Source organism: Mycolicibacterium diernhoferi, from assembly GCF_019456655.1.
In the GTDB taxonomy this organism is placed as follows: Bacteria; Actinomycetota; Actinomycetes; order Mycobacteriales; family Mycobacteriaceae; genus Mycobacterium; species Mycobacterium diernhoferi.
This window is the reverse complement of sequence record NZ_CP080332.1, coordinates 1,218,243-1,241,773: the sequence shown is the minus strand read 5'-3', so window position 1 is coordinate 1,241,773 and position 23,531 is coordinate 1,218,243. Positions and strand designations below refer to the sequence as shown.

Genomic DNA, 23,531 nt, shown 5'->3' with positions numbered 1-23,531 from the left:
CGTTATCAGGGCCACGATATCCAGAATGCGAAATCGGCGTTGCGGCTTCGTTTACAGGTCGGCGATGATCTGTTGCCTCTTCGCCGTGTACTCGTCCTGCGAGATCGCCCCGGTGGCCCGTAACGTCTCCAGTTCCTGCAGTCGCCGTGCCGTACTGACCTCCGACGTCGGCGGCAGGTGGACCGCGGCCGGCGGCGGCGCATGCTGGGCCCACTGCGCGGCCGCCCGGCGGACCACCGCCTGCACCTGCCCGCGGGCGACGGGGTTGTTCCGCAGGTCGACCATGCTGGTCATGCCGATTCCGTTGGCCTTGAGGATCTGCAGGATCTCCATCAGCGGCTCGACCTGCCCGGTCAGGTCATAGGTCGCGTCGTCCTCGGCGATCGCGAACGTCGCGGGCATCTGCCCGGTGATCAAACTGCTGCGTTCCCAATCGATCCGGAACCGACCGGTCGCGGGATCGACCAGCACCGCAAGTCGGCCCGCGGTCAACACGCCCAGCCGGGTCACGTCGGCGATCACCCGGTCCTCGGCGTCGAAGGTCGCCAGCCCCGGCCCCGATATACGCAGGCTGAGTTTTACCACCGGCCGGTCATTGATCCGGGTGTTCGTCTCGGCCATGCCGAGGATCTGTGCCAGCCCCAGCACGCCGTGCGCTTCCAGGTGCGCGGACTTCGCCTGCGCGTCGGCTCCGTAACCGGCGAGCGCCAACGCGGCGAGCACGTCGATGGCCGTGACCAACAGACCGGTCCAGAACATCCACCTCATCAGCGGGTCCTGACCGGTGGCGAAGTAGACCCCCAGAAAGATCGGCCCGACCAGACCACCACACAGCAGCACCATGCTCTGGGCCTTCACGTAACGCCACAACACCGGTCACTCCCCCTCGTGTCACCGGACGACCCGTAGCACGGCCACCGCCCGGGCGCACGTGATCTATCTGGCAATGTCCGCCAATTGACTGACTTTGCCACGGACATCGAGTACATAATTACTTGTGCTCGAGCGCGGCCACAACCCAACGGTTCATGTGTCTGAGCAGCAGGTGATCGCGCGCGCCCAGGACGTCTCGGTCATCCTGCTCAACACGGTCACGTTCGTCGCCTCGATCAGTGCGCTTTTGCTGCCGAACACGCCCGAATCGAACATCGGTCTGGTGGCCCTGGGCCTCCTGGCCGGCTGGTCCTGCTACCGGCTGGTGACCAGGTCCCGGTCGACGACGGCCCGGCTCATCGATTTCGGCTACGTGCTGGCCGTCGCGGCGGGGATTCCCATCTTCGGCACCGACCCGCAGCTGCTCTACACCAACTCGGTACCGCAGGTGATCGCCGGGGTCGCCGTGGTCACCTGCGCCATCGCCTACCCGCCGAAGATCAGCTTTCCGGCGGCAGTGGCGATCACCGCCTCCTACATGGTCGGTTGTGCGCAGGTCGTCGGGTGGTCGGATGTCGTCGGGTGGTCGGAGGTCATCCGCATTCCGATGCTCGTCCCCATGCTGGCCGTCGAATGGGTCGTGACCACGGTGCTGGTGCTGACCGCACGGACGGTGGCACGCCGCGTCGACCAGGCGCGGGCCGACAACCGCGACGCCGCCCTGCGGGACGCGATCGCGGCGGCCGTGCGCGACCACGAACTCGAGCACATGGCGCTGGTGCACGACACCGCCGCGTCGACTCTGCGGATAGTCGGCGAAGGCGCCGAGGTCTCCCCGGAACGCATCGCCGCGCAGGCCCGCCGCGATCTGGCGCTGCTGGCCAACGAACCGGTCGGGCTGGACGCGAAGTCGCCCGCCGACATCACCGCGGCGATCCGTGCCGAGGCCCAACACGCCAGGACACCGGTCGAACTGACCGGCTTGACCCGGCTGATCCTGGACGGCCACACCGCCAATGCGATCGTCGCCGTCGTCCGGGAGGCGCTCAACAACGCGGACAAGCATGCGCAGGCGTCCCGCATCGTCATCGACGTCTCGCCCACCGCGGTGACCGTCAGCGATGACGGCGTCGGGTTCGACCCGGTCAGCACGACGCTCGGACACGGCGTCGCCGAATCGATCGTCGGGCGGATGCGGCGCGCTCACGGCACCGCATCGGTGCGGTCCTCGCCCGGCGGCGGCACCGTCGTCACCGTCAATTGGCATCAGCTGCAACGCAGCACACCGGGCGCCCCGACCATCGCGGATGTGGACCAACTCACCGAACGCATTCTGGCCCGGTTCGGACTGGGCATCGTGGCGTTCGCATTCGTGCAACTGGCCACTATCGTGCCGTACGCGGCGGCCAGCAGCGACCATCCTGCCGCGCAGTTCGGCCTCGGCGGACTGGCCGCGCTGGTGGCCCTCGGGGGCATCCCCCGGGTGCTCGGCCGGAAACCGGATCTCACCATCCCCGCGCTGATCCTGATGGCGGTGGTGATTTTCGTCCAGGCCGAACTGCTGCCCGACGCTCTGCTCGGCGGCCTGGCGCAATGGCCGTTGGCGGCCACCGCGCTGTGCATCCTGCCCTACCTACTGCGGATCCGGCCGATCTTCGCCGCCGGCGTCCTGCTCACCTTCTGGCTGGGCACCGCGATCATGAACTTCGTGCACGAACCCGGGATCGCGACGGCCTACAACCTGTCGCTGTACACGGCCGGCATCGTGGTGGTCCAGATCTTCGTGCTGGCCTTTCCGGTGTTGCTGCGCGACGCCAATGCCACTGCCGCCGAGGAGATCCGGGACCGGTGGGCCAAGGACTCCCAGCGCCGGATCACCGAAGCCCTGCACGACGACTATGTGCGACGCACCTCGAAGCTGATCCGCGGGGTGTTCCCGCTGTTGCAGTCGCTGAGCACCGGCACGATGGACGCCGACATCCGCCGGCGGGCCCGCATCGAATCCCGGCGGCTGCGGTTGTACATCTTCCAGGCCCGCACATCCGCCCACCCGCTGATCACCGACCTGCAGCCCGCGATCGACGACGCGGACGAGCGCGGCGTGGTGGTGTCCTTGAATGCCGACGACAACCTGCCCAGACTGGACCGCGAGGAGCGACGGCGCCTACTGGAACCGATCGAATCGACGCTCGAACGTGCGGTCGACTACGCCCGGATCGGCCTGACCGTGGTTCCCGGGGAGCTGATCGCGAGCATCATCTGCGACGACCCCGGTACTCCGGTACAACCGCGACCGGGTGACACCGATGAGCCGCGCATCGAAGTCACCGAGATCGGCGGCGCGGTGTGGATCAGCGTGCACCACCCACTTCCCGTCGACACACGAGTCGAGGAACACGCCGAGATCGCATAAAATCTACCCTCGCGACAATTTCGTTAGCCAGAATGCGCATTCGCTTGCGAATTTCTGGCGCATGGGGGGTAAAGTCACGTGTATTGCTACGGGCGGGGAGCCGTTTGATGATCGTTCCTACTTCGGTTGAAGCACATGATTAGAGCGGTTAACCGCGGGGCGGACCGCGCCACCGACGGCATCTCCGTGGCTCTGATCGACGATCACGATGTCATTCACGCGGGAGTGCGCGCCTGGTTTGCCGGTTGTAATCCACCCATCGAATTGGTCGCCGATTATCCACATCCTGCCGCGTTTTTGGCCGACCACCCGCGGGGCGGCGAGGACATCGATGTGGTGTTGTTCGACCTGCAATACGAACGGTTCCAGCCCGAATTCGAGACCCTGCGGCGGGTCTGCGAGGCCGGACACCGGGTCATCGTCTACTCGCACATGGCCACCGACGAGGTGATCCTGTCCAGCCTGGACGCCGGCGCCATCACGTTCCTGGCCAAGGGCGAGGACAAACAGCACCTGTTCGACGCCGTCTACGCAGCCCACGCGAACACCCCGTATGTGGGGCCGCGGATGGCCAAGGCACTGTTCAACGACCGCACGGTGGGCAGGCCAGGATTGAGCACCCGCGAGCGCGAGGTGCTGATCGCCTGGTTCCAGACCGAGAACAAGGAGTTCGTCGCCAAGCGCCTGTTCATCGAGCCGTCGACGGTGCGCACCCATCTGCAGCGGGCACGCGCGAAGTACGCCGCGGTCGGCCGGCCGGCGCCCACCAAGGCGGCGCTGATCGCCCGCGCGGTTCAGGACGGCATCCTCAGCATCGAAGACCTGTAGAGACCCACGGAAAGGGATCGGGCTTGTCCGTGGATACCGACCCGTTGTGCATCGCTGTCATCGACGATCACGACGTCATCCACAGCGGGATCAAGGCCTGGTGCGCGGCGACCGTTCCACCGATTCTGGTGAGCGGCTCCTTCTTCGACGCCGAATCATTCCTCGGCGCCCACCCGGTGCCCTCGCCGGCCGTGCAGGTGGCGGTGGTCGATCTGGAACTCACGAACCGCAAGCCGGATTTCGCCGCCCTGGAACGCATCGTCGACGCCGGCCACCGCGTGGTGGTGTACTCCCACCTGGAACACAACGAAGTGATCCTGCGCTGCCTCGATCTCGGAGCGGTCACCTATCTGGTCAAGTCCGAAGGAAAACGGCACCTGATGGAGGCCGTGCAGTCCGCGGCGTCGGACACCCCGTACGTCGGTCCGCGGATGGCCGGCGCCCTGCACAGCGACAGCGCCGTGGGCCGGCCCTCGCTGGCCGCCCGGGAAAAAGAAGTGTTGGTCGCCTGGTTCCAAACCGAGAGCAAGGAACTGGTGGGCAGCCGGCTGTTCATCTCCCCGGCGACGGTGCGTACGCACCTGCAACGGATCCGGCTCAAGTACGCCGCGGTCGGGCGTCCCGCGAAGACCAAGGCCGCACTCGTCGCCCGCGCCATCCAGGATGGACTGATCAGCGTCGACGAATTCTGAAAGTCCGCCCACAGACGCGTGATCCCCACTGAACTGACCGCCGGCCGGCGGCTCGACTCGGCGCGACGACACATCATCGACCGTGCCACCACGTCCACACTGCTGATGCGCCACGGCGCGAATGTGATTGTCGCGCTGACCATGGCGGCCGATCCCGCCGACATCGCCACCCCCGCAGGCACCATGCTGCTGGTCGTCGTCGGCCTCTGGTCGGCCTACCGGCTGCTCACCCGGTCGGCATCCCCGGTGATGACCGCGCTGGATTTCGTTGCCACCGTAGCTGTTTGTCTGGCGGTACCGCTCATGGTCGCGGGACCCGACTTCCACCGCTCCAACTGTGCACCGATCGCCGTCGCCGGCACCGCGGTCGTCGCGTTCGCCCTGTCGCTGCGGCCCCGGATCTCGCTGCCCATGACCGTGACCATTGCCGCGGCCTACGCCCACGGCGCCGCCCAGGTCGTCGGCTGGTCTCAGGTGCCGGAGATCTTCAATCTCTACTATTTCGCGTTGCAGTGGACAGCCTCGACCGTGATGCGTTTCGTGACACTGCGAGTCGCCGACGCCGTGGACGCCGCACGGCACGCCCGCGAGGTGATGGAGGTCAACGAGACCGTCAACGCCGCCGTCCGCGCCTACGACCGGGAACAGACCCGGCTGCTGCACGACACCGTCGCCTCCACCCTGATGCTGGCCGGACAGGGTGCGGAGATCCCGGCGGCGGGCCTGGCCACGCAGGCCCGGCGGGATCTCGATGTCCTGGCCGACGGCCCGCCGCAGACTCCGGACGGCTCCGTCGAAGTGGTCGAACCGCTCCGGGAGCTCGCCGCGCATCTGCGTACTCCGTTCAGCTTCACCGGGTTTGACGAATGGAGGGTCACCGGGGAGGTCGGCGTCGCGGTCATCGCGGCGGCCCGTGAAGTGCTGACCAATGTCGACCGGCACGCAGATGCAGAGCTGGTGACCATCGATGTCGGTGCGGCCGGGGTGACCATCACCGATGACGGCGTGGGTTTCGACCCGGCGACCCCGGGTCGCGGTTTCGGGTTGTCCGCATCGGTGCAGGGTCGGATGACGCAACTGGGCGGCCGCGCCGTCATCACCTCACGGCCCGGCGCCGGCACCACGGTGGCGCTGCGGTGGCCGACCGAACGTGCCGACAGGATCTCCGACCCTGACCAGCTGATCACCCGGATCCGCACCGGTTTCGGGATCGGGATGGCCATCTATGCGGTGCTCAATGTGGCGGTGACAGCGCCCTTTTCCGCCCCGGACGTGCACCCGGGACTGCAGCTCGCGCTGGCGGCGATCGCCGCCGCCTGCACGCTGAGCGCGATACCGATGATCCGCACCGGGCGGGGCACGACACCGGCGCTGGGTGCGGGCATCCTGATGATCGTGGCGCTGGTTCAGACGATGTCGGTGCCACCCGACCTGATCGGCGGTCAGGCGCAGTGGTCGCAGGGTGCGATCGGCTGGTGCGTGCTGCCGCTGCTGCTGCGCATGCCGGCCGGCCGCGCGGGCGCCATCCTGGTGCTGTTCTGGTTCGCCCCCGCCGTGGCAAGCCTGCTGCGCAGCCCCACCGCGGACACCCTGGTCAATATCGGATTCGGCACGGCGAGCATCCTGACCGTCCAGCTGTGCGTGCTGCTGTTGCACACCCTCATCGCCGATGCGTCGGTGGCCGCGCATCAGGAGACCGTGCAGCGGGTTCGGCTCATCGCCGATGGCCGTCTGGCACAAGCACTTGCCGATGAGTACAACCGGCGCTACGCGGAACTGGTCAACAATGTCCGCCCACTGCTGGAGGCGTTGCGGGACGGCGAACCGCTCGACGAATCATTCCGCCGCCGCGCTCGCCTGGAGTGTCAGCGGATGCGGGTCCTGTTCGATCAGTCCGCCAGTTTCGACCACCCGCTGCCGGCGCGGCTGCGTCCGGCGATCACGGCCGCCGAGGAACGGCACATCGACGTGTCGGTCCATGTGGAAGGCGAGCTGCCCGCCCTCGGTGACGCCACGATCTGCCGGGTCGTCGAGGCGCTGGACTGTGCCCTGAAGGTGTCGGCCACCTCGGCGCGCATTGCGCTGACCACGTCGGACGACGTGCTGACCGCCAGCATCGTCTGCCCCGATATCGAGGATCCGGATGTGCTGGCCGGCGCACTGCCCTGGTCGGAGGGTGTGGAGCTGACGGTCGCCGGTGACACCACCTGGCTGACCGTCCGGTGCGATACCGCCGAAAACGAAAGCGGCGCCCACCCTTTCGGGTGAGCGCCGCTCTCTTGGTAAAGCTAGATCACTTAGATGATCCCGTAGGCGGAACCTACTTGATGATCTTGGTCACGCGGCCGGCGCCGACGGTACGTCCACCCTCACGGATGGCGAACCGCAGGCCCTCGTCCATGGCGACGGGCTGGATCAGCTTGACGGAGATGTCGGTGTTGTCACCGGGCATCACCATCTCGGTGCCCTCGGGCAGGGTCACCACGCCGGTCACGTCCGTGGTACGGAAGTAGAACTGCGGACGGTAGTTGTTGAAGAACGGCGTGTGGCGGCCACCCTCGTCCTTGGACAGGATGTAGACGCTGCCCTCGAACTCGGTGTGCGGGGTGGTGGTGCCGGGCTTGACGACAACCTGGCCGCGCTCGACATCTTCGCGCTTGATGCCACGAACCAGCAGACCGACGTTGTCACCGGCCTGGCCCTGGTCGAGCAGCTTGCGGAACATCTCGACACCGGTGACCGTGGTCTTGGTGGTCTCGGGACGGATGCCGACGATCTCGACCTCTTCGTTGACGTTGATCACGCCACGCTCGACGCGACCGGTCACCACGGTGCCACGACCGGTGATGGTGAACACGTCCTCGACGGGCATCAGGAAGGGCTTGTCGGTCTCGCGAACCGGGTCCGGGATGGACTCGTCCACAGCGGCCATCAAGTCCTGAACCGACTTGACCCACTTCTCGTCACCCTCGAGAGCCTTCAGGGCCGAAACCTTGACGACCGGGGCGTCCTCGTCGAAGTCCTGGGCGGCCAGCAGTTCGCGGACCTCCATCTCGACGAGCTCGAGCAGCTCTTCGTCGTCGACCATGTCCGACTTGTTCAGCGCGACCAGGATGTAGGGCACGCCGACCTGACGGGCGAGCAGCACGTGCTCGCGGGTCTGCGGCATCGGGCCGTCGGTGGCGGCGACCACGAGGATGGCGCCGTCCATCTGGGCCGCACCGGTGATCATGTTCTTGATGTAGTCAGCGTGACCGGGGGCATCCACGTGTGCGTAGTGACGCTTCTCGGTCTGGTACTCCACGTGGGAGATGTTGATGGTGATACCGCGCTGACGCTCCTCGGGCGCATTGTCGATCTGGTCGAATGCGCGCGACTCGTTCAAATCGGGGTACTGGTCATGCAGCACCTTGGTGATTGCTGCGGTCAGCGTGGTCTTGCCGTGGTCAACGTGACCGATGGTCCCGATGTTGACGTGCGGCTTCGTCCGCTCGAACTTCGCCTTCGCCACTGTGGTGTCCTCCTGGACTTGTTGGTGCTTTTACTTAAAGCAGGTGTATTGATGTGTTCAGTTGTGCGGTCTGCCGAAGCGGATCGAACCAGAAACTACTGGCCGGTCGCCTTGGCGATGATCTCCTTCGACACGTTCGCCGGCACTTCGGCGTACGAGTCGAACACCATGGAGTAGTTAGCCCGGCCCTGGGTCTTCGACCGAAGGTCGCCGACGTAGCCGAACATCTCCGACAGCGGCACCTGCGCCTTGACGACGCGCGCACCGCTGCGCTCCTCCATGGCCTGGATCTGACCACGGCGGGAGTTCAAATCGCCGATCACATCGCCCATGTAATCCTCGGGCGTGATGACCTCGACGGCCATGATCGGTTCCAGGATCACCGGCTGAGCCGACTGCGCGGCCTTCTTCAGCGCCTGGGAGCCGGCCACCTTGAAGGCCATTTCCGACGAGTCGACGTCGTGGTATGCGCCGTCGAGCAGGGTGACCTTCACGTTCACCAGCGGGTAGCCGGCGAGCACGCCGTACTGCATGGCGTCCTGCGCACCGGCATCCACAGACGGGATGTACTCGCGCGGGATGCGGCCACCGGTGACCTTGTTCTCGAACTCGTAGGTCGCACCGTCTTCACCCTCGAACGGATCGAGGCTGATGATGACCTTCGCGAACTGGCCGGAGCCACCCGTCTGCTTCTTGTGGGTGTACTCGACGTTCTGCACGGAGCGCTTGATCGTCTCGCGGTAAGCCACCTGCGGCTTGCCGACATTGGCCTCGACCTTGAACTCGCGACGCATGCGGTCCACCAGGATGTCCAGGTGCAGCTCGCCCATACCGCCGATGACGGTCTGGCCGGTGTCCTGATCCAGGTGCACCTTGAAGGTGGGATCCTCTTCGGCCAGCTTCTGGATGGCCGTGCCCAGCTTCTCCTGGTCACTCTTGGTCTTGGGCTCGATGGCCACCTCGATCACCGGATCGGGGAAGGTCATCGACTCCAGCACGACCTGGTCGTTCGGGTCGCACAGGGTGTCACCGGTCGTGGTGTCCTTCAGACCGATCACGGCGTAGATGTGACCGGCGGAGGCACGCTCGACCGGGTTCTCCTTGTTGGCGTGCATCTGGAACAGCTTGCCCAGACGCTCCTTCTTGCCCTTGGTGGAGTTCACGACCTGCGCACCGGACTCGACCTTGCCCGAGTACACCCGGACGTAGGTGAGCTTGCCGAAGAACGGGTGCACGGCGATCTTGAACGCCAGCGCGGAGAACGGCTCATCGACCGAAGGCTTCCGGCTGATGATCTCGTCTTCCTTGTTGGGCACGTGGCCCTGCACGGATTCGACGTCCAGCGGCGAGGGCAGGTAGTCGATGACGGCGTCGAGCATGGGCTGCACGCCCTTGTTCTTGAACGCACTGCCACACAGCACCGGGTAGATCTCGCTGTTGACGGTCAGCTTGCGGATCGCGCCCTTGACCTCGTCGATGGTGAGTTCTTCGCCACCGAAGAACTTCTCCATCAACGCATCGTCGGTCTCGGCGACGGTCTCGAGCAGCTCATTGCGGTACTGCTCGGCCTTCTCGGCCAGATCCGCGGGGATCTCGACGGTCTCGTAGCTCTCGCCCATCTTGGTCTCGCCGCGCCAGACCTTCGCGTTCATCTCGACCAGGTCGATGATGCCCTCGAAGTCGTTCTCGGCACCGATCGGCAGCTGGATGACCAGCGGCTTGGCGCCGAGGCGGTCCTTGATGGTCTGCACGGTGAAGTAGAAGTCCGCACCCAGCTTGTCCATCTTGTTGACGAAGCAGATACGCGGGACGTCGTACTTGTCGGCCTGCCGCCACACCTGCTCGGACTGCGGCTCCACGCCTTCCTTGCCGTCGAACACGGCAACGGCGCCATCGAGCACGCGCAGCGAACGCTCCACCTCGACGGTGAAGTCGACGTGACCGGGGGTGTCGATGATGTTGATCTGGTTCTGGTTCCAGAAGCACGTGACGGCAGCGGAGGTGATGGTGATACCCCGCTCCTGCTCCTGCTCCATCCAGTCGGTGGTGGACGCACCGTCGTGCGTTTCACCGATCTTGTAGTTGACACCCGTGTAGAAGAGGATGCGCTCGGTCGTCGTCGTCTTGCCGGCGTCGATGTGCGCCATGATGCCGATGTTGCGGACCTTCGTGAGGTCGGTCAGCACGTCCTGTGCCACGGCTAGTTTCCCACTCTTTCGCTTGCTTGATTGCTAGTTGGCGTGACGCCCCGAAGGGACGTGATCACCAGCGGTAATGCGCGAAGGCCCGGTTTGCTTCGGCCATCTTGTGCGTGTCTTCGCGTCGCTTCACAGCGGCACCGAGGCCATTGCTGGCGTCGAGGATCTCGTTGGCGAGACGCTCGACCATGGTCTTCTCGCGGCGTGCCTTGGAGAAGCTGACCAGCCAGCGCAGCGCCAGCGTGGTCGAACGCTCCGGACGAACCTCGACCGGCACCTGGTAGGTGGCGCCACCGACACGGCGGCTGCGCACCTCGAGGGCGGGCTTCACGTTGTCCAGAGCGCGCTTGAGGGTGACGACCGGATCGGTGCCGGTCTTGTCACGAGCCTGCTCCAGGGCGCCGTAGACGATGCGCTCGGCGAGCGACTTCTTGCCGTCCAGCAGCACCTTGTTGACCAGCTGGGTGACCAGCTGCGACCCGTAGACGGGGTCGTTGACCAACGGGCGCTTCGGCGCGGGACCCTTGCGCGGCATTAGCTCTTCTCCTTCTTCGCGCCGTAACGGCTACGTGCCTGCTTGCGGTTCTTGACACCCTGGGTGTCCAGCGAGCCGCGAATGATCTTGTAGCGCACACCCGGGAGGTCCTTCACACGACCGCCGCGGACCAGCACCATCGAGTGCTCCTGCAGGTTGTGGCCTTCACCGGGGATGTAGGCGGTGACCTCAACCCCCGTCGTCAGCTTCACGCGGGCGACCTTCCGAAGCGCCGAGTTCGGCTTCTTCGGGGTGGTGGTGTACACGCGAGTGCACACACCGCGACGCTGCGGGCTGCCCTTGAGGGCCGCGGTCTTCACCTTCGCGACCTTGTCGCGGCGACCCTTGCGGACCAGCTGGTTGATGGTTGGCATGTACCGGCTTTCTGTGTTGCTACTTCTACTTCTGCTGGCTCAGTGGTTCTGGCAAGTCTCTGTACTGCTACTTTCGCCCCGCCGCGTACCCCGCGACCGGGCGTGTCGCGTGCGCCCACATCGAACTTCCGATGCATCCTGGACACACGAAGACACACGAATTCGCCCGACCTGCGGGCATACCGGCCGTTTTCGCAGCCGCATGCGCCCCCTGACAGCCAGGCACGAAGCTCCACAATACCAGGGGTGGGCGTGCCGAACCAAACCCGCGCGTGAGCGCCTTACCGCAGGTCAGACACCACGGCTGCGCTGAGGTGCCGCAGCAGGTCAAACGAACGCTACCTGCGTTCCATGCCCGCCGCCAGCCTCAGCACCATGTCGGTGAAGACCGCATCGGTGTCGACATCGTCCATCACACCGGTCATCTCCAGCAGCACGAACCCGTGCAGCGCCGACCAGAACTCCAGGGCCGCATAGAACGCGTTATCGCCGACCAGTCCGTAGGACGACATGGCGGCCAGCACCGGGCCGGCGGCCTCCCGGGCGGCCGCGGTGTACTCGGGGTCGTCACCGCCCAGCGGCATCCGGGTGAACGCCGAATACCGGCCCGGATGATGGTGGGCGTAGCTGCGGTACGCGCTGGCCATGGTGACCACCGCATCGTCGCGGGTACGGCCTTCACCGACCGCGTTCAGCATCCCGATGATGTCCTTGATGACATGCATCCGCACTGTTCGGCGCAGGTCTTCCAGGCTCTGTACATGGTTGTAGAGCGAGGGCCCCTTGGTGCCCAGCTGGGTGGCCAGCGCGTTGATGGTCAGCGCATCCCAGCCCTCGCGGTCCAGGAAGGCCAGCGCGGCGCTCACGATCGAGTCGCGGCTCAGCTTTGTCGCCCGCGCTGCCATTCGCAAGTCCTCCGAGTGTCGTGATCACCCGAACCCGGGCCAACTAATGACTCTAGTTCACCCGGTCCTGGCTGAGTTCGGCCAGCTGGTCGGTGATCGCGCACAGCGGGGGCAGCGTGGACGGGTTCATCGTCTGGATCGACCAGGTGATCAGGTCCTGCCCCTTGGCCACATAGATGCTGCAGGTATTGGCGTCGTACGCCTTGAACCCCTTGTTGCCCTGGATCGACAATTCGGCCAGGGTGCGCCCGGACTGTTGTTCGAGTTCGCGCTCGGCGGCGATGTCGCTTCCGCGGTAACGCCAGGTCGAGATCCCCATCCCGGCGCCGAACGTGCCGGTCACCGTGTTCTCCTGCCAGAAGCACCCGACATCGTTGACCAGGACCTTGGCGAACAGGGCGGTTCCCGTCGCGCGGGCGACGTCGGCGTCGGCGATGCCGTTGCAGTCCGTGCCGATCCCCCAGGTGGCCGATGTCACCGGCGCGTCGGCGGGGGCGGCCGGCGTCGGCTCGGACTGCGGATGTCCCGCGGTGCATCCGGCGAGCGCCAGCGCGGCCGCGGTGATCATCGTGAGACGGCGCATGTCACATGTCCGACTTCAAGGTGGCCGAGAGCAGCTTCTCGGCATCGAGGCACACATCGGCACCGCCGGTACCCGGCTTGCCTTCGTCGCTGCGCTCGCTTCCGCGGGTCTGTACCCACCAGCTCAGCACTCCCCCGCCGGCGGCCGCGGTCGCCGCACACGCCGTGCCGGTGGTGTCCCGCCGCGCCAGGAACGCGGGCCGGCGTTCGACGACGGTGTCGCTGATCTGGGCGCCGCGGTCGGCGGCCACGGCACGCTCGCGGTCCAGATTCCCGGTGTCGAACCAGGTGAAGGTCACGTCGAGCATGACGCCCGCGCGCGACAGCACGTACTGGCACACCGCGCCGCTATAGGGCCTGGTCACCTCGTCCGCGGCCAGGGCCGTCCGCACCGAGCCGTCCGTCAGCAACCCGCAGCGGTCATCGGTGAAGCCGTAGCCGCGCTCGGCAGCGGAGCGCGCGGGCTGTGCCACGCCGTCGACCTGCTGCGCGCAGCCTGCCACCGCCAGCACCGCGGTTGCCGCGGCGACGGTGCCGGTCACTCGGGGGACGAACCCATTGCCACGCCCACGCATCGCTGCTCACGCTACCCAGCGCCGGTCACCTCGGCGACCTGATCGCAAACACTCCCAACGGGTGCCCCGGCCGCAGGCGGGCACCGTACGCTGTTGCCCATGGTGAGCCTGAGTCTGCAGAGTCGGCCCCGGTCCGTGGCGGCCGGCGCGCTGGTCGTTCCCCTGGTGCTGGCGGGTCTGGCCGCGCCGGCCGCGCAGGCCAAGAACGGCGACACCCACATCACCGGGCAGGGCATCGTGCAGACGATCGACTGCAACAACGCGACGTTGTTGGTCAACGGCACCGGCAACACCATCAACGCCAAGGGCTCCTGCTGGGCGGTGACGATGCAGGGCTCGTCGAACATCGTCATCGCCGACAACGTGGTCAACGACATCACGGTGTACGGCTACGACCAGACCGTGATCTATCACGGCGGCACGCCCGCGCTGATCGACCGCGGCCGCGAACTCGGCATGACCAACCGCATCAACTGGGCCCCGGCCTGATCTGTGCGCCGTCCTGCCCAGCTCGTCGCCCTCCTCGTCTCTGGGGTGCTCGGTACGGCCGGGCTCGCGACCGCGCCGGTGAGTGCGGCCGCCCCGGTCTCGGCCGCGGCGCGCGCGGTCGGCTTCGTCGATGTCCGTGACGCCGTACCCGACGCCGTCATCGACCTGCGCTACGCGCGGCCCGACAATTTCACCGGGACCCAGCTCTATCCGACCGGCGCCCGCTGCCTGATCCACGAGTCACTGGCGCACGGGCTGGCCACGGCCGCGGCGCAACTGCGGACGCGCGGCCTGCGGCTGGTGTTCTGGGACTGCTACCGGCCCCATGATGTGCAGGTCCGGATGTTCGAGGTGGTGTCCAACCCGGCGTGGGTGGCCCGGCCGGGGCCGTATTCGAAGAGTCACGAGTCCGGCCGGTCGGTCGATGTGACGACGGCGAGCGCGACCGCTTTGACCGACATGGGTACGGGTTTCGACGATTTCCGGCCGGCCGCGAACGCGTACGCCACCACGGGAGTGAGTGCCGCCGCCCAGTACAACCGGGCTGTGCTGCGCGAGGCCATGGCCGCCGGCGGGCTGAGCGTGTATTCCGGAGAGTGGTGGCATTTCGACGGGCCGGGCGCCGGTGAGCGGCGACCCGTGATCAACGTCCCCGTCACATAGGCTGGACAACGACCAGCTACGAATCGAGGGAGCTATGCGCACTCACATCGCAGGACCGGTCGCCGCGGCAGTCCTCGCGCTCGGTCTCACCGGTTGCGGTGCCGACGGCGATTCCCCGGCACCCACCATGACGGCCGGGTCATCGGGCGCGCAGGTCCAGATCGGCAACACCATCAACTACGGGTCCTTCGGCACCACCACCGAAATCGACTGTGCGCAGGGCAAGTCACTCAATGTCGGCGGCTCCAACAACACCCTGACCATCAAGGGCAGCTGCTCCAGCGTCAACATCGGCGGGGCCGACAACAAGGTGACCCTGGAGCGTGTCGAGTCCGAGATCAGTGTGGTCGGCATCGACAACACGGTGGTCTACAAGGCCGGCGACCCGAAGGTGGAAGACCTCGGCAGCGGCAACAAGGTGAGCAAGGGCTAGCCGCTCTCGGAATCAGGCGCCGTGCCGCCCGGCGCCGTCGACGAACCGCTGCACCCCGGCGGACAATTCGGGCGCCACCGCGGCCAAGCTGCCGAATTCGAAGTCCATTGCCGCCCCTTCGGTTTCACCCCACTGACGCAGCGCCGAGAGCCGGTCGGCCCGCAGGCAAAGCTGCGGTAGCGCGGCGAGCTGGGCGGCCAGTTCCTCGGCGGCCGCCCGGGCCTGCCCCTTCTCGACCACTCGATTGGCCAGCCCGATCTGGAGGGCTTCCTGCGCGCCCACGGCCCGGCCGGTGAGGATCAGGTCCATGGCCCGGCCGTGCCCGATCAGTCGCGGCAACCGGACGGTGCCGCCGTCGATCAGCGGCACACCCCAGCGCCGGCAGAACACCCCGAACTCCGCGTCCTCCTCCACGACCCGCAGATCGCACCACACCGCCAGCTCCAGCCCACCGGCCACCGCATGGCCGCTGACCGCGGCGATGACGGGTTTGGACAGCACCATCCTGGTCGGGCCCATCGGGCCGGGTCCGCTGCGGTGGGTCTGGTTGGAATCCGTTGTGCCGATCGACTTGAGATCTGCTCCCGCACAGAAGGTTCCGTTGTCCCCGCACAGCACCGCGACTGCGGCCGTGTCGTCGTGATCGAACTCGTCGAAGGCTGCGAACAGTTCGGCCGCGGCCGGCCCGTTGACCGCATTGCGTGCCCGCGGCCGGTTCATGACGACGGTCGTCACCGGCCCGTTGCGTTCGACGCGCACCCCGCCACTCGTTGTCGTCATACCGCCTCCACCCGATTGTCACGCCGCGCGACCAGTTCGGCGGCGAAATCCCGGTAGACCGACCGGAGCTGTTCCCCGGGCCAGTGCGCCGGCAGCAGTTGTGCCGGCAGTACCGGGTCGGTCAGCAGGTGCCGCACGATCGCCGCGGCCACCACGAAGCGCCCGGGAACGTCCGGCGCCTCGGCCATTTCGGCGAGCAACCGGTCCCCCTCCCGCGCCCAGGACGGCAGGTCCCACAGCTGGGCGGCCAGATCCGCCGGGTCCTCGTCGCGGCTGCGCAGCATCCGCACCCTGGCCCGGACGTCCGCGGGCAGCGCCACATCGAGATTGTCGGGCCGCAGCCAGGCGCCCTCGCGCAGTTCACCGAACCTGTTCTGCAGCAAAGTGTTCCGCAGGTCGGCTCGGGTACGCGCATCGGCGCCGACACTGGTGATCAGCAGCGTCGTCCAGGTGCCGTCCCACGGATGCTCATGCGGGTCGATCGCATCGTCCTGACGGCGCTGGCGGGCGAGCAGCCGGTCCGAGAGCCGGTAGCCGTCGGCCGACCGCACCAGGTCCCCGGCCCCGACCATCCGGGTCAGCGCCACCCGTAGCGTCGAGTCGCGAATGCCGAAATCCGCTGTCAACACCGCCAGCTCGGATGACGAGGCCCATGCGGGGTGCGCGCCGAGCAGGACACTGAGCACCACCGATCGGGCGGTCAGGCGCACCGGATCACACCCCCGAGGCCCGGCGGCCGTGATCACCGAGCGGCTCGTCGCGGTGCCGGACGGCCTCCCGGAAGCCGTGTTCGCGGGCGTCGGCGACGAAGGCGTGCCCCTCCGGGGTGTGCCGGGCGACGCCGTCGAACACGGTGCCGACCATCCGACTGGTGGCCACCCCCTGCTGCAGCAGCGCGGTGTTGCAGGCCAGCTTGGCCATGATGAGCTGGTTGACCGGCATCGCGGCGATGCGGGCCACCAGGCGTTCGGTACGTTCGTCGAGGTCCTGCGGCTCGGGCGCTTCCACCGCCAGCCCCCACTCGGCGGCTTGGGTTCCGGTGAGGCAATCCCCGGTGAACAGCAGCCTTTTCGCGCGCTGGTCACCGAGCCGATGCGCCCACAGCCCGGCCGCCGGCACACCCCACACCCGCATCGGCGGGTAGCCGATCTTGGCGTCGGAGGCAATGATCACCTGGTCGGCGTGCAGGGCGATATCGGTGCCCCCGGCGATGCAGTACCCGTGAATCTTGACCACGGTGGGCTTGTCGCAGTGCATCAGGCTGGCGAACCCGCGCACGAACCGGCTCATCATCTGGTAGTCGATCATCGGATCCCACGGCTGGTCGGGCAGGTGGTTGACCGCCTGGGTGCGCCCGTCGAGCACGGTGCCGCGCCGGTCGGATCCGGCCGAGGAGCTGCCGTCGGCGTAGGCGCCGAGGTCGAAGCCCGCGCAGAATCCCTGCCCCGCACCGGAAACCAGGATCACGTGCACATTCGGATCCAGGTCGGCGCGCTCCACGCAGGCCGCCAGTTCGACCGGGGTGTCGGCGATGATGGCGTTGCCCTTGTCCGGCCGGTTGAAGGTGATCCGGGCGACGCGGCCGGTGACCTCGTAGGTCATCGTGTTCAGCGTGTCGGTCATCCCTTGACCATCGCCCGCTCCAGGATCGGCCCCAGATCGAGTCCGGCGGGCAGGGTGCCGAACGCCCCACCCCACTGCCCGCTCAGCCGGCTGGTCAGGAACGCCTCGGCGACCGCGGGATGACCGTGGCGCACCAGTAGCGCACCCTGCAGCGCCAAGGAGATGTCCTCGGCGATCTTGCGGGCCCGGTATTCGATACCGTCGAGGTCGCCGAGCTGGGCCTTCAGCGTCCCGACGTGGGCGTCCAGCCGCGGATCCTGGGCGAGGGCCAACTCGTCGAAGAGGACCTCGATGCATTCCGGCCGGGTTGCCATGGCGCGCAACGTATCCAGTGCACTGACGTTGCCCGAGCCTTCCCAGATGCCCATCAGCGGCGCCTCCCGGTACAGCCGCGGCATCCCGGAGTCCTCGACGTAGCCGTTGCCGCCCAGGCATTCCATCGCCTCGGCGGCGTGCGGGGTGGCGCGCTTGCACACCCAGTACTTGGCGGCGGCCAGCCCGATCCGGCGCAGCAGCGACTCGCGTTCGTCACCGCGCACCGCACGATCGGTGGCCCCGGCCATCCGCATCGCGAGCATGGTCGCCGCCTCGGCCTCGACCGCCAGGTCGGCCAGCACATTGCGCATCAGCGGCTGGTCGATCAGGTAGGCGCCGAACGCCTTTCGGTGCTGGGCGTGGTGAATCGCGCGGGTCAGGCCGGTGCGCATGCTGGTGGCGCTGCCCAGGGTGCAGTCCAACCGGGTCAGGTTGACCATCTCGATGATGGTCTTGACGCCGCGCCCCTCCTCCCCGACCAACCAGGCAGTGGCCCCGTCGTATTCGACCTCACTGGAGGCGTTGGCGTGGTTGCCGAGTTTGTCCTTGAGCCGCTGCAGGAACATCCGGTTGCGGGTGCCGTCGGGCAGCACGCGCGGCAGGAAGAAGCAGGACAACCCGCCGGATTTTCCCCTGTCGCTTCGCTCGCCCCCGGAAGCCTGGGCCAGCACCAGGAACACATCGCACATCGGCGCCGAGGTGAACCACTTGTGCCCGGTCAGGGCGTAGGTGCCGTCGGCGTTGCGGACGGCCGCGGTGGTGCCGGCGCGGACGTCGGAGCCGCCCTGCTTCTCGGTCATCGACATGCCCGCGGTGATACCGGCCTTGGTGTCGGGCACCTTGAGTTCGGGGTCATAGACCCGGCTGGACAGCAACGGTTCGTACCGCGCGGCGAGTTCGGAGTTGTTGCGCAGCGCCGGGACGACGGCGTAGGTCATCGAGATCGGGCAGATGTGCCCGGGTTCGGGCGTCCACACCGAGGTCTTGGCGGCGCGGACCACGTGCGAGCCGGTCCGGTCGTCGGCCCACGGGGCGCCGTGCAGGCCGTGCGTGACGGCCACATTCATCAGTTCGTGGTAGGCGGGATCGAATTCGACCTCGTCCACCCGGTGCCCGTAGCGGTCGTGGGTGTGCAGCACCGGCCGGTTGCGGTCGGCGAGCTCGCCCCAACGCTGGGCGCGCGCCGACCCGCCGAGCGCGCCGAGTTCGGTGACCTCGTCGACGCCCCAACCGCCACCCTCGCGGACCAGCGCCTCCATCAGCGCCGGCGAGGTGGCGGGGTTGTGGTCCAGCAGCGGCGGAGCCTGATTGGTGACGACATGGGTTTCGGCCATGATCCACTGTTACATTTTGCCGACAACCGCACAAGATGCGTAACACAGTGCATACTCGTGCGGTGCAGCCCAACACCGTCATCCATGCCGCCGACCTCGCCCTCACCCACGAGCCGGTGCCCGCCGATCAGTCCGTCACCGGCGATCCGAGCACCGCGGCAACGGCGCTCACAGAGTTCGGCGGACTCGAGATCGGCGTCTGGGAGATGTCGGTCGGCACCATGACCGACATCGAGGCCGATGAGGTTTTCGTGGTGCTCTCCGGCGCCGCCACCGTCGAATTCGCCGACGGCTCCCCGAGCCTGCGGCTTCGGGCCGGCGATATCGGCCGTCTGGCCGCCGGGGCCGAGACCACCTGGACCGTCACCGAGACGCTGCGCAAGATCTACCTGACCTAGACCCTGCCCTAGGTCCGACGCGTCCGTTCGCAGCAAGCAGTTCGTGGCCGGGAGCGTGCGGTGATGTCGTGTCAGGGTGTCGCGGCGACCGCACTGCGCGCCGTCGCCGCCGAGGCCTTGCGCCGCTCATAGGCGTGCAGGGCATAGATCACCGCCGCGGCCAGCGCCCAGCCCAGCAGGATGTCGATGACGTAGTGCTCGGCGGTGTAGACCAGCGTGAACGCCATGACCAGCGGGTAGGCCACCAGCCCCGGACGCCACCGGCGGCTCAGCCGGTTCCACAGGAAGGCCGCCAGTGCCGCCGACATGCCCGCGTGCAGGGACGGGATCGCGGCGACCAGGTTGACGCTGGCCTGCCCCTGGTCGAGCAGGGCGGTCGCGGTGTGCAGATCCAGCGCCCGCCAGCCGCGGCCGACGATGCGTTCGATCCAGTCGTTTGCGCCGTCCCGGACGCTTGCCATCGCACCGAGCACGCCGCCGTCGGGCGCCTCGCGCGCCGACCGGAACATGCAGGCCGGACCGGATGGGCCGTCGGCAACGTCCGCCGCGGTGCAGCGCGCCGCCGCCCACGGCGGGGCGGCCGGCACCAGGGTGTAGATCACCAGCCCGGCAATGTTCAAACCGACGAACAGCTGGACGAAACGTTTCCACTCGTCGCGGTTGCGCAGCCACAGCACCCCGGCGATGACGTACGGCAGGACGAAGAAGGACATGTAGACCGTGCTCATCACGACCTCCCACAACGGGGGTTCGGGCAGTTTGAGCCGCTCCTGCAGCCACACCGTCGGCATCGTTCCGAAGAACATCGCGCGGTCGACGTCGGCCTGCCAGTGCCACAGGGTCGGCCTGCCGACCAGGTCGGCCGCGCCCCTGGTCAGGTCGTAGGCGATCAGCAGCAATGCGAACGGCAGCCAGTCCCGGATCACGTGCAGCATCCGCCGGCCCTGGCCGATGCTGGCCGCCATCAGCCCGGTGCTGATGTAGACCAGCACCAGTTCCCGGTTGAAGGCGAATCCGTCCGTGACCGTGCGCCACACGACGATGACCGCCCAGACGGTGACCGCGGCGTAGCGCAGATAACGCAGACGCTGGGCGCGACGACCGGATTCTGGGGGCGCGGCAACGGTGATTGACTGGTCCTCGTCAATCGTGGCCACGAAACGGAGCCTAGTTCACCTTCCTGTCACCGACCGTCTGCCGCAACGCCGGTGTCGCGTCAGAGGTTGTCGCGCAGGAAGGCGATGTCGTCCTTGCGGCCCTCTTCAGAGGTCTCGCAGATCACCGGGGCGTCGGCCGCCTTGACCACGGCGACCAGCAGTTGCGGGTCGATCTGCCCGGTGCCGAAGTTGGCGTGCCGGTCCGCTCCGGACCCGGCGGCGTCGCGGGAGTCGTTGCAGTGCACCAGGTCGATGCGCCCGGTGATGGCCTTGATCCGCTCGACGGCGTCGATCAGGGCTTCCCCGGCCGCCCAGGCGTGGCAGGTGTCCAGGCAGAACCCGATGCCCTTGTCGCCGATGTGATCCCACAACCGGGCGATGGTGTCGAAGTGCCGCGCCATGGCGTGGTCGCCGCCCGCGGTGTTCTCCAGATAGACCGGCACCTCGGTATTGAGGGCGTCCAGCGCCTTCACCCAGCGCTCGAAACCGGCGTCCATGTCGTTGTCGTCGGCGTGCCCGCCGTGCACGATGACGGCGGTGGCGCCGATCTCGGCGGCCGCATCGCAGGTGTCCTGCAGGATCTTGCGGGACGGGATCCGGACCCGGTTGTTCGCCGAGGCGACGTTGATCAGATAGGGCGCGTGCACGTAGAGCGGCACGCTGGAGGCCTTGAGCACCTCGGCGTCCTCGCGCGGCTTGGGTTTCTTCCAGCTCTGCGGATTGCCGAGGAAGAACTGCACCGCATCAGCGCCCTCGGCGGCTGCCGCGGCGATCGGGTCTTCGGGATTGACATGGGATCCGATGAGCACGGGGCCAGTCTAGGCGCGCGGTCCGACGCCCCGGCCGGGCTAGGGTGCAGGACGACAATCAAGATCGACGAGAGGCTCCTGGTGGAACCGCAGCAGAACCCGACCTTCGGCCAGAAGGTCAAGATGGGCGCACAGGCCGCCGTCGCGCTGGCCCGCAACCCCAAGGCGCTGGTGGCGTTGGTGAAATACCAGCGCGAGGCCCGCAAGCAGCGCCGACAGTCCTGACCCGCTGCGGTTTCGGCGCGTTCGCGCGACCGCGCCGAAACCCGCTAGGACTGGGTGATCAGCAGGAAAGCCAGATAGGCCAGGTAGGCGCCGACCATCGCGCCACCCTCCCCGCGGCTGACCCGGCGGCCGGACACGAAGATCGGGATGCAGACCAGTGCGACGGCCACCATGACCGGGATGTCGATCCGGACCAGGCTGGCCGGTAGCGCCAGTCCCTCGGAAGCCACCAGGCAGGTGGCCCCCAGGATCAGCAGGATGTTGTAGATGCTGCTGCCGAGCAGGTTGCCGATCGCGATGTCGCGGTTACCGCGGATCGTGGAGACCACCGTCGTCACCAGTTCCGGCGCGGAGGTGCCGATCGCCACCACGGTCAATCCGATCAGCGCGTCGGAGATGCCGAAGCTGCGCGCCATCCCCACCGCACCGTCGACCAGCCAGTCGGCGCCGATCACCACGACGGCGATCCCGCCGATCATCATGGCCACGTGCAGCGGGGTACGGGTGCGCACGGTGCCCACCTCGGGCGGGTATTCCTCGTCGTATTCGTGGACCACGGCGGCGGTTTCGCGGCGCGTCGCCCGGATCAGCGCCACGGTGTAGGCGACCGCGCCGGCCACCAGGATGAGGCCGTCGGTTTGGGTCAGCTTGCCGTCCAGCGAGAGCACCAGCATCAGCACCGCCGCGCCCGCCATCACCGGCAGTTCGAAGCGCAGGGTGCGCCCGGCCATCGCCAGCGGGACGATCAGCGCGCTCAACCCGAGGATCAACAGCAGATTGACGACGTTGGTGCCGGCGATGTTGCCGACCGCCAGCGCCCCGCTGCCCTCCTGCACCGCGACCACGCCGACCGCGAGTTCGGGCAGGCTGGTGCCGATGGAGACGACGGTCAGGCCGATCACGATGGGGCTGATGCCCAGTCGCGCCGCCACTTCCGCGCCGCCGCGGACCATGATCTCGGCACCGAAGATCAAGGCCACCAAGCCCGCCAGGAACCAGGCCGCGTCGATCATCATCGCGCCGAGCCTAACCGAACGGTCGCATGGGGAGCTCGGTCAGGCCTTGAGGCCCGATACCAACATCTCGGCGAACATCTCTCCGATCTCGCGCGGGGACAACGCCCCGTCGGGCCTGAGCCAGTTGAGGCTCCACGAACACATGCCGATGATGCCGAAGGCCAGCAGGCGCGGCGGGCCTAGATCTTTGAAGATGCCGGCCTCGATGCCGCGCTCGATGAGTTCCACCACGCACTGCTCGAACTCGTCGCGCTTGGCGAGGACTCCTTCGAATCCCTTGCCCGTCAACCGCCGGAGTTCGTGGGTGAACACCGCGATCTCGGACTGGTAGACGCCCATGGGCTCCATCAGCACCTCGACCACGAGTGCCTTCAGCAGGACATCGGCCGGCTCATCGCGTTCGAGAACCTGATGGATGAGGTCGAGCTGCAGACCGACCGAATCGTCGTGGATGCTCTGGAGCAGGTCTTCTTTGCTGTCGAAGTAGTAGTAGAACGCTCCCTTGGTGCGCTGAGCGTCATCGACCACCTGTTGCACCGAGGTACCGTCGTATCCGTTCTGGGCGAACAGCTTCACCGCGCTCTTCAGCAACGCCGATCTGGTTGCGTCAGGGTCGCGGACGCGCGGTGTCGATCCCGCAAGCTTGCCGCGCGCTTTCGCCATATCGCCTTCTCCCCAGCCACCAGATGTTCGATCGAACGTTACATTCCTATCAGTCGGAATGAACAGGGCATACGCATACCACTAGATATCGCGTGTCGACCACACCGAGTCGGCGAGCAGGGTGCCATGTGCGGAAATCG

The 23,531-nt window shown here is 67.3% G+C and carries 25 protein-coding genes; 9 read left to right on the top strand and 16 right to left on the bottom strand.

Features of this window, described 5'->3' with window-relative positions; translation table 11 throughout:
- Positions 1-51: 51 nt before the first annotated feature.
- Positions 52-873: an SHOCT domain-containing protein gene (locus K0O62_RS05900; protein WP_234800077.1), complete on the bottom strand. Its 822-nt coding sequence runs from the start codon at positions 871-873 to the stop codon at positions 52-54.
- A 157-nt stretch (positions 874-1,030) separates the two neighbouring features.
- Between K0O62_RS05900 and K0O62_RS05895 the strand changes: the two genes are divergently transcribed.
- From K0O62_RS05895 to K0O62_RS05880, 4 genes are all read left to right on the top strand, one after another.
- Positions 1,031-3,286 (top strand): sensor histidine kinase, encoded by a 2,256-nt coding sequence (locus K0O62_RS05895; RefSeq protein WP_079244593.1) that lies wholly within the window; start codon positions 1,031-1,033, stop codon positions 3,284-3,286.
- A gap of 135 nt (positions 3,287-3,421) precedes the next feature.
- On the top strand, positions 3,422-4,114 hold the full coding sequence (locus K0O62_RS05890; RefSeq protein WP_073856278.1) for a response regulator transcription factor: 693 nt from the start codon (positions 3,422-3,424) through the stop codon (positions 4,112-4,114).
- 23 nt (positions 4,115-4,137) lie between these two features.
- A complete protein-coding gene (locus K0O62_RS05885) occupies positions 4,138-4,806 on the top strand; it encodes a response regulator transcription factor (RefSeq protein ID WP_073856277.1) in 669 nt (222 codons plus the stop codon).
- 18 nt (positions 4,807-4,824) lie between these two features.
- Positions 4,825-7,074: a sensor histidine kinase gene (locus tag K0O62_RS05880; RefSeq protein ID WP_073856276.1), complete on the top strand. Its 2,250-nt coding sequence runs from the start codon at positions 4,825-4,827 to the stop codon at positions 7,072-7,074.
- Positions 7,075-7,126: 52 nt separating this feature from the next.
- Here the strand turns inward: K0O62_RS05880 and tuf are convergent, their stop codons facing one another.
- From tuf to K0O62_RS05845, 7 genes are all read right to left on the bottom strand, one after another.
- Positions 7,127-8,317 carry an elongation factor Tu gene (gene tuf / locus K0O62_RS05875; protein ID WP_073856275.1) on the bottom strand — a complete coding sequence of 397 codons (1,191 nt, stop codon included), beginning with the start codon at positions 8,315-8,317 and terminating at the stop codon, positions 7,127-7,129.
- 95 nt (positions 8,318-8,412) lie between these two features.
- On the bottom strand, positions 8,413-10,515 hold the full coding sequence (fusA, locus tag K0O62_RS05870; protein ID WP_073856274.1) for an elongation factor G: 2,103 nt from the start codon (positions 10,513-10,515) through the stop codon (positions 8,413-8,415).
- A gap of 64 nt (positions 10,516-10,579) precedes the next feature.
- The gene (gene rpsG, locus K0O62_RS05865) at positions 10,580-11,050 is read right to left on the bottom strand and encodes a 30S ribosomal protein S7 (protein ID WP_057166992.1); all 471 of its coding nucleotides are present in this window, start codon (positions 11,048-11,050) and stop codon (positions 10,580-10,582) included.
- Positions 11,050-11,424 carry a 30S ribosomal protein S12 gene (rpsL, locus tag K0O62_RS05860; RefSeq protein WP_057166991.1) on the bottom strand — a complete coding sequence of 125 codons (375 nt, stop codon included), beginning with the start codon at positions 11,422-11,424 and terminating at the stop codon, positions 11,050-11,052. Before rpsL ends, rpsG begins: the two co-directional genes overlap by 1 nt.
- A gap of 338 nt (positions 11,425-11,762) precedes the next feature.
- On the bottom strand, positions 11,763-12,329 hold the full coding sequence (locus tag K0O62_RS05855; protein ID WP_073856273.1) for a TetR/AcrR family transcriptional regulator: 567 nt from the start codon (positions 12,327-12,329) through the stop codon (positions 11,763-11,765).
- A 52-nt stretch (positions 12,330-12,381) separates the two neighbouring features.
- Complete coding sequence (locus K0O62_RS05850; RefSeq protein WP_073856272.1) at positions 12,382-12,912, bottom strand: DUF3558 domain-containing protein; 531 nt, start codon at positions 12,910-12,912, stop codon at positions 12,382-12,384.
- Between the two features lies 1 nt (position 12,913).
- Positions 12,914-13,486, bottom strand: a complete 573-nt coding sequence (locus K0O62_RS05845; protein ID WP_073856271.1) for a DUF3558 domain-containing protein — start codon at positions 13,484-13,486, stop codon at positions 12,914-12,916.
- A 99-nt stretch (positions 13,487-13,585) separates the two neighbouring features.
- Between K0O62_RS05845 and K0O62_RS05840 the strand changes: the two genes are divergently transcribed.
- From K0O62_RS05840 to K0O62_RS05830, 3 genes are read left to right on the top strand one after another with little or no spacing between them, the layout of a single operon-like run.
- Positions 13,586-13,975 carry a DUF3060 domain-containing protein gene (locus K0O62_RS05840; RefSeq protein WP_073856270.1) on the top strand — a complete coding sequence of 130 codons (390 nt, stop codon included), beginning with the start codon at positions 13,586-13,588 and terminating at the stop codon, positions 13,973-13,975.
- A 3-nt stretch (positions 13,976-13,978) separates the two neighbouring features.
- Complete coding sequence (locus tag K0O62_RS05835; RefSeq protein ID WP_079244334.1) at positions 13,979-14,638, top strand: M15 family metallopeptidase; 660 nt, start codon at positions 13,979-13,981, stop codon at positions 14,636-14,638.
- A gap of 34 nt (positions 14,639-14,672) precedes the next feature.
- Positions 14,673-15,071 (top strand): DUF3060 domain-containing protein, encoded by a 399-nt coding sequence (locus K0O62_RS05830; protein ID WP_073856268.1) that lies wholly within the window; start codon positions 14,673-14,675, stop codon positions 15,069-15,071.
- Between the two features lie 12 nt (positions 15,072-15,083).
- On the opposite strand, the gene K0O62_RS05825 is transcribed toward K0O62_RS05830, so the two are convergent.
- The 4 genes from K0O62_RS05825 to K0O62_RS05810 are packed head-to-tail and all read right to left on the bottom strand — an operon-like array spanning position 15,084 to position 19,123.
- Positions 15,084-15,851, bottom strand: coding sequence for a crotonase/enoyl-CoA hydratase family protein (locus tag K0O62_RS05825; protein ID WP_073856267.1), 768 nt, complete (start codon positions 15,849-15,851; stop codon positions 15,084-15,086).
- On the bottom strand, positions 15,848-16,561 hold the full coding sequence (locus K0O62_RS05820) for a PaaX family transcriptional regulator C-terminal domain-containing protein (RefSeq protein ID WP_073856533.1): 714 nt from the start codon (positions 16,559-16,561) through the stop codon (positions 15,848-15,850). The genes K0O62_RS05825 and K0O62_RS05820 overlap by 4 nt, the downstream gene beginning before the upstream one ends.
- 4 nt (positions 16,562-16,565) lie before the next feature.
- Positions 16,566-17,474, bottom strand: a complete 909-nt coding sequence (locus K0O62_RS05815) for a crotonase/enoyl-CoA hydratase family protein (RefSeq protein WP_073856266.1) — start codon at positions 17,472-17,474, stop codon at positions 16,566-16,568.
- A complete protein-coding gene (locus K0O62_RS05810) occupies positions 17,471-19,123 on the bottom strand; it encodes an acyl-CoA dehydrogenase family protein (RefSeq protein WP_073856265.1) in 1,653 nt (550 codons plus the stop codon). Before K0O62_RS05810 ends, K0O62_RS05815 begins: the two co-directional genes overlap by 4 nt.
- A gap of 62 nt (positions 19,124-19,185) precedes the next feature.
- Between K0O62_RS05810 and K0O62_RS05805 the strand changes: the two genes are divergently transcribed.
- The gene (locus tag K0O62_RS05805; RefSeq protein WP_234800076.1) at positions 19,186-19,521 is read left to right on the top strand and encodes a cupin domain-containing protein; all 336 of its coding nucleotides are present in this window, start codon (positions 19,186-19,188) and stop codon (positions 19,519-19,521) included.
- A 71-nt stretch (positions 19,522-19,592) separates the two neighbouring features.
- Here K0O62_RS05805 and K0O62_RS05800 read toward each other — a convergent pair whose 3' ends face one another.
- Positions 19,593-20,678, bottom strand: coding sequence for a phosphatase PAP2 family protein (locus K0O62_RS05800; protein ID WP_073856263.1), 1,086 nt, complete (start codon positions 20,676-20,678; stop codon positions 19,593-19,595).
- 59 nt (positions 20,679-20,737) lie between these two features.
- On the bottom strand, positions 20,738-21,487 hold the full coding sequence (locus tag K0O62_RS05795; protein WP_073856262.1) for a deoxyribonuclease IV: 750 nt from the start codon (positions 21,485-21,487) through the stop codon (positions 20,738-20,740).
- A gap of 81 nt (positions 21,488-21,568) precedes the next feature.
- On the opposite strand from K0O62_RS05795, the gene K0O62_RS05790 reads away from it, so the two are divergent.
- Positions 21,569-21,712: a hypothetical protein gene (locus tag K0O62_RS05790; protein ID WP_165636977.1), complete on the top strand. Its 144-nt coding sequence runs from the start codon at positions 21,569-21,571 to the stop codon at positions 21,710-21,712.
- Between the two features lie 44 nt (positions 21,713-21,756).
- Here K0O62_RS05790 and K0O62_RS05785 read toward each other — a convergent pair whose 3' ends face one another.
- Positions 21,757-22,728, bottom strand: a complete 972-nt coding sequence (locus K0O62_RS05785) for a calcium/sodium antiporter (protein WP_073856261.1) — start codon at positions 22,726-22,728, stop codon at positions 21,757-21,759.
- Between the two features lie 39 nt (positions 22,729-22,767).
- Positions 22,768-23,391, bottom strand: a complete 624-nt coding sequence (locus K0O62_RS05780) for a TetR/AcrR family transcriptional regulator (protein WP_073856260.1) — start codon at positions 23,389-23,391, stop codon at positions 22,768-22,770.
- Between the last annotated feature and the right edge of the window lie 140 nt (positions 23,392-23,531).